Origin of the sequence: Paenibacillus rigui (assembly GCF_002234615.1) — a bacterium.
GTDB classification, from domain to species: domain Bacteria; phylum Bacillota; class Bacilli; order Paenibacillales; family NBRC-103111; genus Paenibacillus_S; species Paenibacillus_S rigui.
The window spans coordinates 1-16,821 of record NZ_NMQW01000001.1; the positions used below are offsets into that span (position 1 = coordinate 1).

Below are 16,821 nucleotides of genomic sequence, written 5' to 3' on the forward strand. Positions count from 1 at the left end.
TCCTGACCACCCTACAAACTACCACCCCTTCTATATGCCGGCAGCGTCAGATGTGTAAAAGAGACAGCTATTAACTATTAACTATTAACTGCCCTAATGTCCGCAAGACACTGCTTCACGCGCCGAGGCACCGTTTCATACAGCTCCTCCCAGGGAACCAGCAGCTCCTCTATAGGCTTGACATACGGCATAAACTCCATGGATGGGGTAAAAGCCTTCGACTGCAAATACCGCATCACAATGCGGTCCGTCTCCTCGTCCGTATGCAGTACGCCTTCGAACGGTCCGCCAATCAGCAGCCCGTCCCTTCCAGCATGCTTGCCGCATGACTTGAACAAGCCCGGCACCAGCGCGAACCAGTCCGGCTGCGGAAGAAAGGCATGCTTGCCAGGCTGTGAGTACAGCCTGACCCGGGTGCCGTCCGCTAGATTGCTTCCACCCGGAAGCAGCCCGCGAACATATTTCCCGTGAAAGCTCGCCTCCACATCACTGACCTGTCCGTCTCGTCCGACGTACACCCACACATGCTCCAAATCATACATGTGCTGAATGTCGTAGTCCCAGTAAATCGCATATTCAATGATGGTCGCAACACTCTCATCATCCCAATCAAAGGTTCGGCGAAAAGATGGCGAGGTGTCCCCCTCGCTAAGAAAGGTGACGCCAATTTGAACCGGAAAGAACGGTTCGTTCCGGTCGAAATACAATTGCGGCATATAAGCCACGGCCTTCTCCCTGTTCATAGTGCGGAACCCGATTCAGAACCGGTTAAGGCAGCGATTTTGGACGTAATGATCCCGTGGCTTTCTTCGATGTCCTCTGCCGTGCACGCCGCCTTAATCTCGTATACTTTGATCGGTGCCGCATCGATAATATCGAGGAAGACGTCGAAGCCGGAAGAGTCCTTGCTGTTAACATACGGGCACCAATGGTCGGACAATTCGATCGTCTCGTGAATATGGACGCCGACGATCTTGTGCTTCATTTCGCGCACTTCCTTCACATTGTCGTACAAGCCCATCCGTCCCATCATCGTGCCATGGCCGATATCGTACCACAAGTAAACCGGCGCCCCTTGCAGCGAGTCAATCATATCGCTTGCCTCCTTAAGCGTCGGAATCTGGTAGCACCGCGAACGTGTCTCGATGCCGATTGCCACGTCCCATCCCTTGCGTGCCGCATACCCGCAGGCTTCCTCCAGGCTGTCGCGGATCCGCGCCAAATAGGCCGGGCTGTCCGCTTCCCGCTTCGCCAGCATATGCTCCCATACTTTCTGGTACGCCTCGGATTCACGGCCCTCGGTCTTGTATATGCGCTTCAGTTCTTCGTCAATGTTCGTTTCGAACGGCACCTCGCCCGGGTGCACGACGACCGCTTTTGCTCCGAACCGGTACGCCTGCTCCATCGAACCAAGAAGCAGCTCCACCGCACGTTCGCGCAGCTCCTTCTCCTCAAAGCCCAGCATGACCGAATCCGTGTCGAAGCGCTTATCCGGTACAAATGGAAATACGTTGTGCACGCTGGAGACCCCCATTTCGCCACGATGAATCATCGGCTCAATCGTCTTCATTAAGTCCGTCGTCACATTGTAGTTCAACTCCACACGCTGAAAGCCGAGGGACCGAATCTCCTCAATCATCTCCCGCCCGACCGTATGCTCTTTAATATTCCAACATGTCGAAAAGGAATACTCACCTTTGTTCGTTGCCATAATCATTTTCTCCTCTCGCCTATTCACCAAGCTCTTGAAGGGCTTTGTCGATTGTTGTCTCCCCTTCATCGTAATCGAGATAGGCCCGGAAGATGATGGCTTCTTTTGCAAAAGCTTGTGTTTTTTCGACACAAATTTAGGTGAGGAGTCCGCCCTCAGGTAAACTGCTCCATAATAAACCGGCGAAACCGCTCCGCCGACGGCGACAGCCTGCGGTCCTCGATCCATGCCAGCCCGATCTCGCGGCGGCAGCGCGGCTCGGCTATGCGCAGCTGCTTGATTTTACTGGCATCGATGCCTGTAAACGCAGGGATGAGCGTGATGCCCAGCCCCGCCGAGACGAGTCCTGCCGCGGTAGCAACGTCGTCACCCTCGAATTTGATGCGCGGCACAAAGCCCGCCTGTCGGCAAAATTCATCCGTTAACGTGCGCATACCGTATCCTTTTTTGAAAGAAATGAATGGCTCCTCCGCGACCTCCTCGAGCCGTACTGAAGCTCTGTCCGCAAGCGGATGTCCAGAGGGCACATAAATAAACAGCTCCTCTTCGAGCAGCTTATGCCAGACTACGCTTCGCTGCTGATTGCCGAGCGGCCCTACAATGCATAGATCCACCTCGCTATGCAGCAGCTGCGCCAGAATAGTCGTCGTCGGATTCTGATACAGCAGAAACTCGACCCGCGGGTACATCCGATTGAACTTGCCGATCAAATCCGGCAAAATGTGCAGCCCGAACGTCATCAAAAAAGCAAGCGACACGGTCCCCGCATGCGGATCGTGAAACTGATAAATTTCTTCAATCCCGTCCTGTATCTCCTGCAGTGCCCGTTCCACCCGCTTCAAGAACAGCTTGCCCATCGGGTTTAACTGGACGGACCGTCCTACCCTGTCAAACAAGGCGACCCCCAATTCCTCCTCCAGCTTCGTAATCGATCGGCTGAGCGCGGGCTGGGAAATGACCAGCTCCTCTGCAGCCTTTGTAAAATGCTCCGTCTTCGCCACGACACGGAAATATTCAAGCTGCTGCCACTCCATACGCTTCGTCTCCTTCCTTTTCATTACAAAAAGGTATCATTATGATACCAATAATAAATTGGACGTTATGAGTTTGCAAGGAGTAGACTAAGTACACTCGATCGCTACATAAACCAAAGAAAGATTAGAACGATTTGAAAAGAGGGCGTTGATCCATGCAATACATCCAACTCGGAACCCGCGACTACCGACGAACGCTTATGAGCATGCTGCTGGGCAGCTTGGTCACGTTCGCGATTTTGTATAGCCCGCAAACCTTGATCGGCACGTTCGCTCGAGAATTTCAGGTTTCTCCTTCCACCGCAAGCTTTATAATCTCCTTCGCAACGATGACACTAGCTGTCAGTATGCTGTTCGTCTCGCTGCTTTCAAATGCCTGGGGACGCAAAAATGTGATGAGCGTCTCCCTATTCGTCACTTCAGTGCTGGCCATTATCTCTTCATTCAGCACCAGCTTCCATCTGCTGCTGACGGTCCGGCTGCTGGAGGGCATCAGCCTGGCCGGATTCCCTGCCATTGCGATGACCTTTTTGAATGAAGAGATTGAGCCCCGAAGTCTTGGCCGGGTGATAGGCGTCTACGTGGCTGGAACGGCCGTCGGCGGCTTCGCCGGGCGGGTGATCATCAGCCTGCTGACCGACCTGCTCGACTGGCATGCCGCGATGCTCTCGCTTGGACTGTTCAGCCTGCTGCTCAGCTTGTGCTTCTGGCTGTACCTGCCGAAGTCGCGCAACTTCAAGCCGGTCAGCATTTCCTTCGGGCATTGGCTTGAGGGCTTTAAGAGCGGCTTCGCCGACAACAAGCTGCTCAGCCTTTACGGCATCGGCTTCCTGCTGCTCGGGGTTTACGTAACGCTGTTCAACTATCTCGGCTATCCGCTTTCCCAGCCTCCTTACAGTCTGAGCCAAACCGTGATCGGCTGCCTATTCGTATTCCAGCTGGTCGGCTCATGGAGCTCCGTCTGGTTCGGCAAGCTGGCCGACCGTTACTCCCGCGCGGCGCTGATCGGCTGGGGCATTGCGCTGTCCCTGGCAGGCGCGCTTCTGACGCTGTGCGGCAGCATGCTTCTTATGATTGCGGGCATCATCCTGTTTGCCTGCGGCTTTTTTGCCGGCCATACGGTCGCCAGCGGCTGGGTCGGTCGCGTGGCCGCTCCCACGCATAAGGCCTATGCGTCCTCTCTTTATTTATTGTTCTATTATGCTGGCTCCAGTCTTCTCGGATGGTCCGGCGGATTTTTCCTCACAGGGTTCGGCTGGGGAGGCGTCATCGGTCTGATCGGCGCCCTGCTGCTGCTCACTTCCCTGCTGGTCCTTCGGCTCACACGGGCCGCCATCCGGTTGAAGCCTGAACAGCAGCAAGCGATGAACAACGTGTAAGCCGGATTGTACAAGGATAAACGGCTTCGCCATCTTTCCAGCTGGCATGCGTTTGTCAAGGTAGACGAGGGTTGTGAACCTTATACCTTCTTATCCACCAAGAAAAGGGAAGACGGACCACCCTCGGAGGCAGTTCGTCTTCCCTTTTTGTCTTACAAGCCTTATTACTTATTTCTTCTTGCTTTCGGCGTATGCATCGTTCATTTCCTTGATGTAGCTTTCGCCGCCGTTTTTCTTCCACAGCTCCATCTCGGCCTTGAAGCCGGCTTCATCCAGCTTGCCGACAATAAATTTCACCCGTGCGTCCTCGACCTGCTGATCGAGCTGGGCGCCTTTTTGCGTATACGTAGCGGAGACCAGAGGTTCACCCGGATTCGGCACGATGATTTTCTCATTAGCCGCCTTGACTTCGTTCGCTTTCGCACGCAGAGGTGTACCTGCTTTGAACGCAGTATCCAGTACGTTTGGAACGCCGATAGCCATTTGGTTGAAGCTCTTCACGTTAATGTCCGGCGCCTGCGGCATATCCGGTGTCAGAATCGTAACCAGCTTGCCGTCCTCTACCTTATAGTGCGTACCTTCCAACCCGTAATTGAGCATGATTTGCATATCTTTATCCGATGTTTTATCGAAGAAGTTCAGTACCTTGCGCAGCTCGGCTTCGGTTTTCACGGAAGACTTCGAGATCAGGAATACACCGCCATAGCCTGTCGTTGCAGGAGTGAACAAGCCCTTCGGTCCGCTGACGGCGCCGAATACATCCATCTCGCCCTTCAAATTGCCCGCTTTGATCTTCTCGTCAATCTGGTACGAGCGGTCTACGACGTCAACAGCCACGCCCGCTTGATTGTTAATGATCGGATCGTTCCACTTTGCGGAGTCATATACGGCAAAATCCTGATTGACCAGCTTCTCGTCATACAGCTTCTTAAAGAACTTGAGCGCATCCATGTACTCCGGAGTCAGCTGTGCCGGGACAAGCTTGCCGTCCTTATCAACGCCCCACTTGTTCGGTGCGCCGAACCAGGTCTGCATAATATCCCAAGGACCGGCGTATTTCGTTACGACCATACCGTACGTATCATCCTTGCCGTTCTTGTCCGGATCCTTCTCCTTAAACGCTTTCAACATATTGTAAAAATCGTCGATCGTCTTCGGCTCGCTCAGGCCAACGTTTTGCAGCCAGTCCTTGCGGTAGGAAACTGCGAAGCGGCCGAGCGGGCGCGCCGTATACAAGCCGTAATATTTCCCATTCACCGAAATATTGTTCAGAATCGTCGGGTTCATCTGCTTCAGATTCGGATAATCCTTCAGGTAAGGCCCGATTTCCCAGAATGCGCCTCCCTTAATAGCATTCGCGATCGCTGGCAGCTTCGTATTCACCACGAACAGAACCGATGGCATCGAGCCGGAAGCCAGCGTAATATTCAGCTTGTCGTTATAAGCCGCATCCGGCGTAAACTGTACCTCAAGCTTGGTATTCGTATATTCCTCAACCTTTTTCCAAATCTTGCTCTCCGACGTAATGGCATCGTTCTGAAAGCTCTTCATCATGATCGAAAATTTATAAGGCTCGTCTTTCCCGCCTGCAGCCGGTGCTTTTGTCGCTTCAGGCTTGGCTCCCGAGCTGCATCCGGCCAAGGCGCCGGCAAGCAGCGCGGCACTCATCGCCGCAGCGGTCTTTTTTGTATGCTTGGCATTCCAATTCATTTTGATTTCCTCCCTTTTTTGAGTACAGCTGTGTGTAAATACGAATCGTTTATTTATATGATAACGCGTGCACCCTGGATGGACAGGTCAGGAGGCGCATAATGGTACACGCGAAGATCAACATGACTCCGGGCGCGGCATAAACTATAAATCAGCCTTTGACAGCCCCCATCAGCACACCTTTGGCAAAATGCTTCTGCAGGAACGGATAGACCAGCAGAATCGGCAGCGTTCCTACGACGATGACCGCCATTTTGATCGATTGGTCCGGCGGCTTCACATAAGTCGGATCCATCGTGGACATATCCAGCGAGCCGCTGGCGAGCAAAATGATTTGGCGCAGCAGCACCTGCATCGGCCACTTTTTGGCATCGTTGATGTAGATCAGGGCGTTGAAGAAATCGTTCCAGTGCCCGACCGCATAGAACAGAGCGAAGGTAGCGATAACCGGCTTGGACAGCGGCAGCACGATGCGCCACAAGACTCCCAGGTCCGTGCAGCCGTCAATGCGCGCGGATTCCATCAGCTCGCCCGGAATTTCCTGAAAGAACGATTTGATGACAATCAGATTAAACGCGCTGATCGCCGTCGGCAGCATGACGGACAAGTACGAATCGATCAGGCCCAGGCTTTTGACCACCAGAAATGTCGGGATGATGCCTCCGCTGAACAGCATGGAGAATACAACCATATTCATGAACATGTTGCGGCCGATCATATGACGCCTCGACAGCGCGTACGCCATCGTGAAGGTAAAGAACAAATTGACGATGGTACCGGCCACCGTAATAAATACGGAAACCATGAGACTGTGCGGCAGCGCATTGTCTTTAAACACATATTCGTAAGCATTCAATGTAACCGTTTTCGGAATAAGGAAAAAGGAACGGCTGCTCAGCTCGACCTCCGTCGCGAACGATCCGGAGATAATATACATGATCGGGAGGAGCATTCCAAGCGCTACGACAGCAAGAAATATATAGTTCGCGCAGTCGAATACTTTTCCTCCCAGCGTGTTATGTCTCAAGGTGATTCCCTCCTAATGAAACTACGATTTTGAGTGTCACTCAAAAAATCCCCGAGTGTCCTGCCCGCTTGGCCAAATGATTCGTCGTCACGATCAGAATGATGCCGATAACCGATTTGAACAAGCCTACCGCGGTACTGTAGCTGAATGCCCCCTGCGTAATCCCGACGGTGTACACATACGTATCGAACACATCGGCCACATTGCGGTTCAGCGCGTTGCTCATCAGCAAAATCTGCTCGAAGCCGCGGTCTAGGAAGTTGCCCATCCGCAGGATGAGAAGCACGATAATCGTGCCGCGAATCGCAGGCAAGGTAATGTGCCACAATTGACGGAGCCGGCTCGCACCATCCACGATGGCGGCCTCATACTGCTCTTGATCGACTCCCGCCAGTGCAGCGAGGAAGATGATCGTGCCCCAGCCCATTTCTTTCCACAGGCTTTGGGAAATAATTAACGGACGGAACCAGTTCTCACTCGTCAAAAAGTCGATTTTGGCCCCCGTCGCTTGGGCGATCAATTCATTCACAACCCCGCCTTCGGTCGTCAGCATCAAATAGGTGATACTGGCCACAATAACCATCGAGATAAAGTGCGGAATGTAAATGATCGTCTGGATGAATCGTTTGTAAAAAGATTTGCGCACCTCATTGAGCAGCAGAGCCAATATAATCGGCGCCGGGAAGAAGAAGATGATATCATACAGCCCCAGCAGCAGCGTATTGGTCATGAGCCGGAAAAACACCGGATCCTGGAAAAATTGTCGGAAGTTATCGAACCCGACCCATTCGCTTTGGAAAAATCCAAGGAAAGGCTGATAATTTTTGAATGCCAGCAGTACGCCCCACATGGGAATATACTTGAACACGATAAAGTACATCAGTCCAGGGAACAGCAGCAGCAGCAAATATTTGTCCCGGACGATCCGGTTCCATAATGAGCTGCTCGGACGAGCTCTCGCTGCGGTAACGCTTGCGGGGAGCTCTTCGGCTTGGGTTGTCTTAACCATCGTCTCACTCCTCGTCTCGATTCATCGGGACTCCGGCCTGGTGCACGGCGCAGCCTGAATGCGGCTGGCCGGCAGCTGAGCTTGGGTCCCTGCTTTGCTTGATGTCTTAACCTTAAAGGGTACCGGATTTTCCATCAACCACACTTTTTTGAAAGCGCTGTTTCATGAGGTTTGGATTATTTATCACGATTAGTACTTTTTTAAAAAGCCTGATGCAGCAAGGGCTTGCGGATCCTTACAAAAGGGCACGAAAAAACCGATGCCTGTAATCCGTTACAGACATCGGCTGGAAATTCGCTACCCGCTCCGGCTCATTTCGCGGTATTGGCTCGGCGTCGTCCCGACGTGCTTTTTGAAAATACGATTAAAATAGCTATGCTGGTAGCCGACGGCGACCGCGACATCATTAATTTTCAACTCGGTCTGCTGCAGCAGCTCCTTCGCCTTATCCATTCTTAACTCCGTTAAATAATCGATAAAGTTCGTGCCGCTCACCTGCTTAAACCATTTGCTCAGGGTGACTGCATTGATGCCGATATGATCTGCACAGCTGTCGAGCGAGATTTCGTCCATATAATGCTTCTGCAAATAGACCATGGCCGTCTCGACCGCCTTTTTCAGCTGCACATCCGAACGGGCCTCCAACTCGAGAATGAAAGGATGCACGATTTTGCGATCGAACCAGTTCAGCATCTTTTGCGGCTCGCGAATTTGCGTCAGCTGCTCGTACAGATTGCCTGTGCCGAACACGCGGCTCGGGTCCATCCCGAGGTGGCGAATCGCATGCAGAATGCTCCCGAGCAGCTGCAGCATCCCCTGCTGTACGTCCATTTCCTTGCCGCCCCGCTCCAGAAGCGCATTCAGGAATGAGGCGATCAAATACTGCGTCTCCTGCTGCTGACCGGTACGAATCATCTGAAGAATTTCCCTCTCGAGTGCAAACGGGTACCGCTGCTCCCCGATCTCTTCTGATGCTTCTATGGAGTCCAGGTCAATCATCTGGTTCTCATTCTCAAAATTGCGGTGCCCCAGTGCCTGCTTCGCTTCCTCGTAGTGGGAAGGCACTTGGGTAATCGAGGCCGACGGCTTGCCGATGGTGATCGAAACCTGCAGCCTCAGCATATGATTGATCGCCTGCATCAGCTCTTCGCTTAACGCATGCAGCTCCGCTTTGTAAGGCTGATCTGCAGGCAGCATGATCAGCAGCCCGATGGATAGGTCATGGAAGTTAATGACATCCACCTGCTTCATCCGGTTGCGGGACAATTCTTCGATGATATTCGCCGCGGCAAACGTGACAAGCCCCTCATCTCCCTGCGAGAACCGGCCCTCCAGGCTGGCAAACCCCGTCAGATGCAGATGCATGACCAGAAACTGGCGGTCCTCCACCTCCCAGCCCAACGACCGCATTCTTTCCAGAAGATCGGCTTCCGAATAGGAATAGAGGAACCCCTGCACCAGCTGCAGCAAAAAGCCCTCCTTCACGTGAGATAGCTGCTCTTCAAGCTTTGTTTGCAGCGTGTGGCTTTCCCTGGATAAATGCAGCCACTGCTTCTCGATCATCTTGAACTCGTCCTTCGTTTCGCCAGATCCGCCTCGGGACAGCTTGTCCCCTGTCAAAATCGTCACCAGACGGTCGATCGGAGAATAAATTTTACGCGATGCGAGCCACGACAGCACAACGGCCAGCAGCAGGGCTGCACAGCTGACCGACAGGATCAGCTTGGATATAAACCCGACAGGCTTCGTAATGACGCTGATCGGGGAGGCGGACACATACGTCCAATCCGTACCGATCCGCACAAAATTACCGTACGAGACCGTATACGTGCTCTTGTTCCAATCCAGTAGGAAGGACCCGCTCTTCTGCCCTCTTTTCAGCACCTCCGCCTGGAGCACTTTATCGAAGGAATCCGCTGATTCCGTCGTTTCGGAAGCGCTTCCCGAGCTGGACAGAAGAATTTCTCCGTCGCTCTGCATCAGGAACGTCTCCCCTACGTTATAGGGGGTCAGCGTCTTTAACAGCCTCGAGGCTCTCTCCTCGTTCAACCGGACAAGCAGGGCGCCAAACGGATGCAGATCTGCACCCGGTATTTTATGAACGAGCGTCAAATCTTTCTTATCAGGGCGCTTCGGATCGGCCGCGAGCCTGTCCCAGAACGCCAGCTTCCCCTGGCCCAGTATTTGATTATAGCTTTGAACCGTGTCCTTATCCGTAATAAAGTCATACTCGGGACCGAAGCGGATCGGCTGCGGCCCGTTCAAGAACAGCTCCACCTGCTTCGCGATCGGATTGGAGCCCTGCATGACGTTTAATGTTTTAGTAATATCCCGGGCGACCTCAAAATCCCGAAAAAAGTTTGTTTCCAGCAAGGTGCTGTTGAACTTCGGGTCGAAAGCCCAGTGGGCAAGAGAATTTTCCATATACGAAAATTGATCATCGATGTTCTCCGCCCGCTGGACAATCTGATTCTTGTGCAGCTGCAGCAGCTCATTCTCCAGCCAGCCGCCTCCAACCCAATAAATGAGGCCTCCGACGATAATCCCCGGGATACTGGAGATGATCAGAATCAGAATCAAGCTTTTTCGAAAAAATACACCTTTCCCCAACCGACTCCACCCCCTTTATCCAAGTTTCGCTACCTGCACCCTGCCGGAGAAAAAGGTCGCTCCGCCCCCCATGTCCGCAACGCGGTCAGGGGTCAAGGCATTGACCGTTCTTTTGCCGCCGGGCGCATCCGCCCACAGCCCCTGGCTCACAACGACACCTGGAAGCACATCCTCTCCTATGGATGCGGTGAGCTCGCACTCGCCTCTTGTATTGAATACCCGGACCGGATCGCCGCTCACGATACCGAGTCTGGAAGCATCGGCTGTATGCATATGCAGCTTCGGCTCCTTCTCCATCCGGGTATGCTTCTCATTGTTTGAGAAGGTCGAATTCAAGAAGTTATGGTTCGGCGCCGGAATGAACAGAAACGGCAGTGCCTCATCCTCGCACAACGGCGTATACGTCGGCAGCGGCGGGAAGCCCTTTCGCTCCATCGCCTTGGAGTACAGCTCGATTTTGCCGCTCGGCGTCCGCAGCTTGCCGGGGAACAACGGCTTCACCTTGGCTTTCATGAAAGGTTGCTCCAGCAGCGACTCGTACGTGATGTCCTCGATCGCCGGATTGCGCGGATGGTCGAGCGCCTGACGGATCAGGTCAGCCTCGGTCTCCTGCAAAGCTTCATCCTCGAAGCCCATGGCCCGGGCCAATAAACGAAATACTTCCACATTCGATTTGCTCTCCCCGTAAGGCTCAATTACCGGCTGCTGGAGCTGTATATAATGATGCCAGTACGAGCGGTAAAAATCCGTGTTCTCGAAGGCCGAGGTGGCAGGCAGCACAATATCCGCATACAACGCCGTCTCCGTCAGGAACAAATCGTGCACTACCGTGAACAAATCGTCCCGCTGCAGCCCCTGCCGCACCTTGTTCGCTTCCGGAGCCACGACGGCGGGGTTCGAATTATATACATACAGCGAGCGGATCGGAGGCTCCTGCTCCTCCAGCAGCAGCTTGCCGAGCAAATTCATGTTCAAGCGCCGCGTCCCTTTGGCGAGCAGATCCGGGCGCTGCAGCGCGGCTGCATTGTGCTCCAGCGCAGCCCCATTGCCTTTGATAGCCCCACCGCCCGGATGCAGCCATTGGCCTGTCAGTGCAGGCAGGCAGGCAATGGTCCGAATGCACATGCCCCCGTTGTCGTGATGCTGCGGTCCGTTGCCAATACGGATCAGCGAAGGTGAGGCTTGCCCGTACATCCGGGCCAGACGGTACATATCGTCCACGGGAACGCCGGTTATGGCGGACACCGTATAAGGATCATAGGAGCGGACATGCTCGCGCAGCTCCTCGTGACCTACCGTGTATTCCTGCATAAAAGCTTCATCCACGAGGCCTTCGGCGAACAGGATATGCATCATCCCAAGAGCCAAAGCCGCATCGGTACCCGGCTGGATCGGAATAAACCAGTCCGCCCATTTCCCGGTTTGATTCTTGTGTACATCAATCACGACAATTTGCGCTCCCTGCTTGCGCGCCTTCTCCGCGAGAACGACCTGATGCATATTCGTGCTGACCGCATTGATTCCCCACATAATAAAAAGCTTCGCATGCACCGTCTCCTCAGGGTCCGTCCCGACACTGCTTCCCATCGTGTAGTTGTACCCTTCCGTCCCGGCCGCCTGGCAAATCGAATACAGCAAACGGCTCGCGCCTAACCGGTGAAAAAAACGCCGGTCCATTCCTTCCGTCCCGATTCTCCCCATATTCCCATAGAAGCTGTACGGCACAATCGATTCCGCCCCCGCGCCTTCTTCAGCGATAAGCTTCTTCCACGCCTCCGTAATGGTGTGCAGCGCTTCCTCCCAGCTGATTCGCTCGAAGCGGTTCTCACCCTTCTTGCCCGTCCGCTTAAGCGGATACTGCAGCCGCTTCGGATCATAAATACGCTCCCCCATATGGCGAACCTTGTTGCAAATGCTGCCTTGAGTGACCGGATGCGACGGGTCTCCCTCTATTTTTACAATTTTTCCATCCTGCTTATGGACCAGCAGCCCGCATTGATCGGGACAATCCAAAGAACAAACGGATGGAAAAACACCTGTCGGCTGAAGCTTGGCGTGACGCAAACTCATCTGACAACTCTCCTTCCTAAGCAAAACCGTTACCCCAAATGATAAGGAACGGATGGCAACAAAACAAGTTTTATTTCAATAGAGCAGACCCAGGCACACAAGTCTTCCCTTCATCCCGCGGCGGCTTTGGATTATGTTCCGTTTTTTGTATAATGAGCCTATACTCATTATCCAATGAAACTCGTTGCGGAACACAGCCCAGAGGAGGAACCATGTCGAATCGTATAGGTTATCTGGGACTTCTGCTGCTATCCCTCCTGTTTGCCTGGCTGCTTTGGCAGTTTATGCTGTCCGGGTGGCATATTCGCCAGCTGGTACAGCCCCTATCGGCGCCAGGGACAGAGCACAATGCCGCCTCGCGCCGTATCACACTCATTTCCCAGGAACGGGACAATCCGTTCTGGCGGTCGGTCGAGCAAGGAGCCCGCGAAGCAGCCGCGCAGTACGGTATGGAGCTGGGCTATGACGGCCCGCTGCGCATCAACCCAGCCGAGCAGAGCAGGCTGCTGGAAAAAGCGATTGCGGCGAGGACGGACGCCGTCATTGTGCAGGGCATCGGCGATCCGGCTTATCGCCAATCGATAGATAAAGCGGTCGCGAGCGGCATTCCCGTCATCACGGTCGATACCGATGAGCCCGGGAGCCGGCGGCTCGCTTACGTCGGCACGGATAACCTGGATGCCGGCAAGCGCATGGGCGAGCTCGTTATCCGGGCTGCCGCGGGCAAGCCGGAGCAGATCGGCGTGCTGCTCGGCAGCGAGCAGGCGGAAAATCAGCGGCAGCGGCTGAGCAGCTTTCAGTCGGCGATCAGCCGCTACCCGGAGCTGACCGTCGTCGAGGTCCGCTCCTCCCAGATTTCGCGGCTGCAAGCTGTGCGGCAGACCGAGGAGCTGCTGGCGCGCCATCCGCAGGTCGGCACGATGGTCGGCTTCAGCGCACTGGACGGCATCGGCATTCAGGAGGCTGCCGCTCGCTTGAAGGCCGGGCAGCTGCGGGTATTCGCCTTCGACGATCTGGAGGAAACGGTCGAAGGCATCCGGCACTGCACCATCACGGCGTCGCTGGTCCAACAGCCGGGAGCAATGGGGCAGGAGGCCGTCTCGCTCCTGCACGATTACTTTAACGGCAAGACACCGGAGCCGCAGCACTTTACCGCTACCAGCCTGCTGGACCGCAGCACCCTCGGCCGAGCAGCGGCAGGAGCGGACTGCCCATGACCATCCGTCGAAAGCTGCTGCTGTTCATCCCTCTGCTCGTCCTGTTGGCCAACTCGGTCACGTTTTTTCTGTTTCAAAGCAGTGCCGTCGTGCAGCAAAGCTACGATGTCATGATGAGCCGCATTTTGCTGTACCAGCAAGCGGCCCAAACCGCCGAGGATCAGCTTAAGCCGCTGTACGGCTTTCTGCTGAACCCGAGCGCGGACGAGGCCGCTGTGCGGGAGCGAGCGCAGGCGCAGACCAAGCTGGAGGAGCTTCGCTCGCGGCTCGTTGAACAGCAGGGGCAATCCCCTCTTGCTTCCGAGCTGACAGGTTATCTTCATATGCTCGATACGCTGATGGAGCAAAGTCAAAGCGCCTTCACCGCGGCCCGCAATCAAGCCGCAGGGGATGCGCTTCTCCGCTACGAAGAAGCGGAGCGGACCACCGGCTTCATCCGCGAGGAAGGTCAGCGTCTGGTGACGCTGGAGCTGAAATCTTATGAGCCGGTGTTCAAGCAAATCCAAGCGGAGCATACCCGCCTGAACCGGCTGGGGGCTGCGGTGTTTGTCGTCGATACGCTGATGGGCGTCGCCCTCGCATACTGGATTTCCCGCAGCATCACCCGGCCGGTCAGCCGGCTGGTCGATACCGCCCGCCGCATTGCCAAGGGCGACCTGCAGGTCGTCCCTCCGGCTCTCGGCTCCAAGGACGAGCTGGCCATTTTGTCCGATGCCTTTCGCCATATGCTGACAGACCTGCTCGCTTTGATCGAGAAGGACAAGCAGAGCCTGGAGAAGGACCGGCTCGTCAAGGAGCTGGAGCTGCAGGCTTTGCAGAGCCAGATCAATCCGCATTTTTTGTTTAACACGTTAAATGTGCTTTCCAAGCTCGCGTTGATTGAAGGGGCCGAACGGACGAGTGATCTTATCATCTCCATGTCCAATCTGCTGAGATACAATCTGCGAAAGCTGGATCAGCCTGTGACCCTCGGGGATGAGCTGAAGCATGTGCAGGAATACTTTACGATTCAACAGGCCCGCTTCCGCGACCGGGTGCGCTTCGAGGTCCATGCGGACGAGCAGGCGTTGAAGGTTCCTGTTCCGGCGCTGACGATTCAGCCGCTAATAGAGAATGCGTTCCTCCATGGCATCGAAGGCATGGAGGAGGGCGCACGCATCCGGCTGGATATCCGCCGCACGTCCGGGGAGGTGACGGTGTCCGTTGCCGATAACGGACAGGGAATGACCGAGGAGACGCGAATGGCCCTGCTTCGTCTGGAGCCTGCTGCGGAAGCACAAGCCCGCCAATCGACCGGACTGGGCACCAGAAATGTATTCAAGCGGCTGCAGCTGTTTTATGAGCGCCCCGGACTCGAATCGCTCGTCGCTATTGACAGCCAGCCGGGACGAGGAACGACGGTCACGATCCGTCTTCCCGACGGAAAGGAGGAGGAAGCTGCGGATGTACCGATTATTAATCGCGGATGACGAAGCGCTGGAGCGTGAAGGGCTGGAATGGATCATCCGGCGCATGATGCCGGACACGTTCCAGATCATCCATGCGGAGAACGGCCGCACTGCCATTGAACGCGCGGAGGAGCACCGTCCGCATATTATTTTGATGGATGTGAACATGCCCGGCATCCAAGGGTTGGAAGCGCTTCGCGAGATTCGCACGTTTCTCCCGGATGCGAAGTCCGTGCTGGTTACCGCCTACGATACCTTCGCCTACGCGAAGGAGGCTTTAACGCTCGGCGTCAAGGAATATATCGTGAAGCCGGCCCGGCGAGAGCAGGTCGTCCAAACGCTCCAGCTGCTCGTTGACGAGCTTGAGCGGGAGAAGCACCGGCGCGCCGAGGACCTGAAGCTGCGCGACAAGGTATCCCAGCTGCAGCCTTTGGTCGAGAATGAGCTGGCTCTTTTGTTCATGGTCGATCAAGTGCTGGACGCGGGCGCGGAGCAGCTGTCCGAGTGGCTCGGCTTTCCGCTGGACCACGGCTGCGCGCTGGTCGTCGCCTTCCCTGAGCGTGTGTACACGCTCGACAAAAAAACGATGTACGACGTCATCCGCAGCTTCGCCAAGCACCACAGCTCGTCTCCCTGCATCGTCAGCTCGCTGATCGACCGCCACATGGCGATCTTCGTCCGCAAAGCACCGGAGGATAAAGAACCGGCATGGAACGAGAAAATCGGCCAATACGGGCAAAAGCTGTGCGATTTGGCCGAACGCCAGCTCGATTGTCCGGTTTCGATCGGCGTCGGATCGACGCGCCAGGGGGCGGACGGCTTGCGCAAATCGTATTTTGAAGCCGTGTTCGCCTCCACTTATTTCGAATACAACGGGAGAGTGTGCCATTTCGAGCAGCTCAAGCAGCCGGACGGCAGCCGGCTCCCCGATACGGAGAGGCAGGCCTCTCAAGGGGACGACATCGCAAGCCGCTCCTATGTGATTTCCGCCTTGCAGCGTATTCGCGAGGAACGCGAGCAGCAGACGTTAACCGTGCTTGACCGGGCGCAGAGCTACATCCGGGACCGGTACACCGAAGACCTGTCGCTGGAGGAGGTCGCAGACTTCGTCCATCTCAATCCCCACTATTTCAGTAAGGTTTTCAAGCAGCAGGTGGGGGCAACGTTTATTGATTTTCTCACAGGGCTTAGAATCGAGAAGGCCAAGGAGCTGATCTTATCCGGTGAACGAAGCCTGAAGGAGGTCTGTTTTGAGGTCGGCTACAAGGACCCGAACTATTTCAGCCGCGTCTTCAAAAAAGTGACCGGCGTCACCCCGACCGAGTACCGGGGACAAGCCAAATAATTTACTGCGAAACGTCCATGCCGACGACCGGTCATGGACTTTTTTGCGTTTGGCAGCACAAAATTGTGCTAGTCTGCTCTTCCCGAACCGTCTGCAAAGGCCCAGCCAAATTTAATGCGGCAACAACACAATTTAGTGCTGTTGATTGCGCTCTTGGCGGCATACTCCGCGTGATATAATGAGACTCGTTTCCACTGCAGGACGGCCTAACGACCCGAGGATAAACGGCTTCGCGTAAGGATGTCCCACCATCAATCCCGC

The 16,821-nt window shown here is 55.0% G+C and carries 12 protein-coding genes; 4 read left to right on the forward strand and 8 right to left on the reverse strand.

Going from position 1 to position 16,821, the window contains the following annotated elements; genetic code table 11:
* Window positions 1-77: 77 nt before the first annotated feature.
* From CF651_RS00005 to CF651_RS00015, 3 genes are all read right to left on the reverse strand, one after another.
* Window positions 78-716 (reverse strand): hypothetical protein, encoded by a 639-nt coding sequence (locus CF651_RS00005; protein WP_245855575.1) that lies wholly within the window; start codon window positions 714-716, stop codon window positions 78-80.
* A gap of 23 nt (window positions 717-739) precedes the next feature.
* Window positions 740-1,711 carry a sugar phosphate isomerase/epimerase family protein gene (locus CF651_RS00010; RefSeq protein ID WP_094012791.1) on the reverse strand — a complete coding sequence of 324 codons (972 nt, stop codon included), beginning with the start codon at window positions 1,709-1,711 and terminating at the stop codon, window positions 740-742.
* Window positions 1,712-1,866: 155 nt separating this feature from the next.
* Complete coding sequence (locus CF651_RS00015; protein WP_094012792.1) at window positions 1,867-2,745, reverse strand: LysR family transcriptional regulator; 879 nt, start codon at window positions 2,743-2,745, stop codon at window positions 1,867-1,869.
* A 155-nt stretch (window positions 2,746-2,900) separates the two neighbouring features.
* On the opposite strand from CF651_RS00015, the gene CF651_RS00020 reads away from it, so the two are divergent.
* Window positions 2,901-4,124, forward strand: a complete 1,224-nt coding sequence (locus CF651_RS00020) for an MFS transporter (RefSeq protein WP_094012793.1) — start codon at window positions 2,901-2,903, stop codon at window positions 4,122-4,124.
* A gap of 168 nt (window positions 4,125-4,292) precedes the next feature.
* Here CF651_RS00020 and CF651_RS00025 read toward each other — a convergent pair whose 3' ends face one another.
* The 5 genes from CF651_RS00025 to CF651_RS00045 all read right to left on the reverse strand — a co-directional run bounded on the left by CF651_RS00025 (window position 4,293) and on the right by CF651_RS00045 (window position 12,550).
* Window positions 4,293-5,834, reverse strand: coding sequence for an extracellular solute-binding protein (locus CF651_RS00025; protein WP_094012794.1), 1,542 nt, complete (start codon window positions 5,832-5,834; stop codon window positions 4,293-4,295).
* Between the two features lie 151 nt (window positions 5,835-5,985).
* The gene (locus tag CF651_RS00030) at window positions 5,986-6,867 is read right to left on the reverse strand and encodes a carbohydrate ABC transporter permease (RefSeq protein ID WP_179232633.1); all 882 of its coding nucleotides are present in this window, start codon (window positions 6,865-6,867) and stop codon (window positions 5,986-5,988) included.
* A gap of 34 nt (window positions 6,868-6,901) precedes the next feature.
* Window positions 6,902-7,870 (reverse strand): ABC transporter permease, encoded by a 969-nt coding sequence (locus CF651_RS00035; protein ID WP_094012795.1) that lies wholly within the window; start codon window positions 7,868-7,870, stop codon window positions 6,902-6,904.
* Window positions 7,871-8,167: 297 nt separating this feature from the next.
* Window positions 8,168-10,480 carry a helix-turn-helix domain-containing protein gene (locus CF651_RS00040; protein ID WP_094012796.1) on the reverse strand — a complete coding sequence of 771 codons (2,313 nt, stop codon included), beginning with the start codon at window positions 10,478-10,480 and terminating at the stop codon, window positions 8,168-8,170.
* Window positions 10,481-10,495: 15 nt separating this feature from the next.
* Complete coding sequence (locus CF651_RS00045) at window positions 10,496-12,550, reverse strand: molybdopterin-containing oxidoreductase family protein (RefSeq protein ID WP_094012797.1); 2,055 nt, start codon at window positions 12,548-12,550, stop codon at window positions 10,496-10,498.
* A gap of 212 nt (window positions 12,551-12,762) precedes the next feature.
* On the opposite strand from CF651_RS00045, the gene CF651_RS00050 reads away from it, so the two are divergent.
* From CF651_RS00050 to CF651_RS00060, 3 genes are read left to right on the forward strand one after another with little or no spacing between them, the layout of a single operon-like run.
* On the forward strand, window positions 12,763-13,767 hold the full coding sequence (locus CF651_RS00050; protein ID WP_094012798.1) for a substrate-binding domain-containing protein: 1,005 nt from the start codon (window positions 12,763-12,765) through the stop codon (window positions 13,765-13,767).
* Window positions 13,764-15,236: a sensor histidine kinase gene (locus CF651_RS00055; protein ID WP_094012799.1), complete on the forward strand. Its 1,473-nt coding sequence runs from the start codon at window positions 13,764-13,766 to the stop codon at window positions 15,234-15,236. Before CF651_RS00050 ends, CF651_RS00055 begins: the two co-directional genes overlap by 4 nt.
* On the forward strand, window positions 15,211-16,560 hold the full coding sequence (locus tag CF651_RS00060; protein WP_179232624.1) for an AraC family transcriptional regulator: 1,350 nt from the start codon (window positions 15,211-15,213) through the stop codon (window positions 16,558-16,560). Before CF651_RS00055 ends, CF651_RS00060 begins: the two co-directional genes overlap by 26 nt.
* The last annotated feature ends 261 nt before the right edge of the window (window positions 16,561-16,821 follow it).

Coding starts and splice junctions, on each gene's coding strand:
- CF651_RS00005 (WP_245855575.1), bottom strand. CDS start 716: ATGCCGCAATTGTATTTCGACCGGAACGAACCGTTCTTTCCGGTTCAA.
- CF651_RS00010 (WP_094012791.1), bottom strand. CDS start 1,711: ATGGCAACGAACAAAGGTGAGTATTCCTTTTCGACATGTTGGAATATT.
- CF651_RS00015 (WP_094012792.1), bottom strand. CDS start 2,745: ATGGAGTGGCAGCAGCTTGAATATTTCCGTGTCGTGGCGAAGACGGAG.
- CF651_RS00020 (WP_094012793.1), top strand. CDS start 2,901: ATGCAATACATCCAACTCGGAACCCGCGACTACCGACGAACGCTTATG.
- CF651_RS00025 (WP_094012794.1), bottom strand. CDS start 5,834: ATGAATTGGAATGCCAAGCATACAAAAAAGACCGCTGCGGCGATGAGT.
- CF651_RS00035 (WP_094012795.1), bottom strand. CDS start 7,870: ATGGTTAAGACAACCCAAGCCGAAGAGCTCCCCGCAAGCGTTACCGCA.
- CF651_RS00045 (WP_094012797.1), bottom strand. CDS start 12,550: ATGAGTTTGCGTCACGCCAAGCTTCAGCCGACAGGTGTTTTTCCATCC.
- CF651_RS00050 (WP_094012798.1), top strand. CDS start 12,763: ATGTCGAATCGTATAGGTTATCTGGGACTTCTGCTGCTATCCCTCCTG.
- CF651_RS00055 (WP_094012799.1), top strand. CDS start 13,764: ATGACCATCCGTCGAAAGCTGCTGCTGTTCATCCCTCTGCTCGTCCTG.
- CF651_RS00060 (WP_179232624.1), top strand. CDS start 15,211: ATGTACCGATTATTAATCGCGGATGACGAAGCGCTGGAGCGTGAAGGG.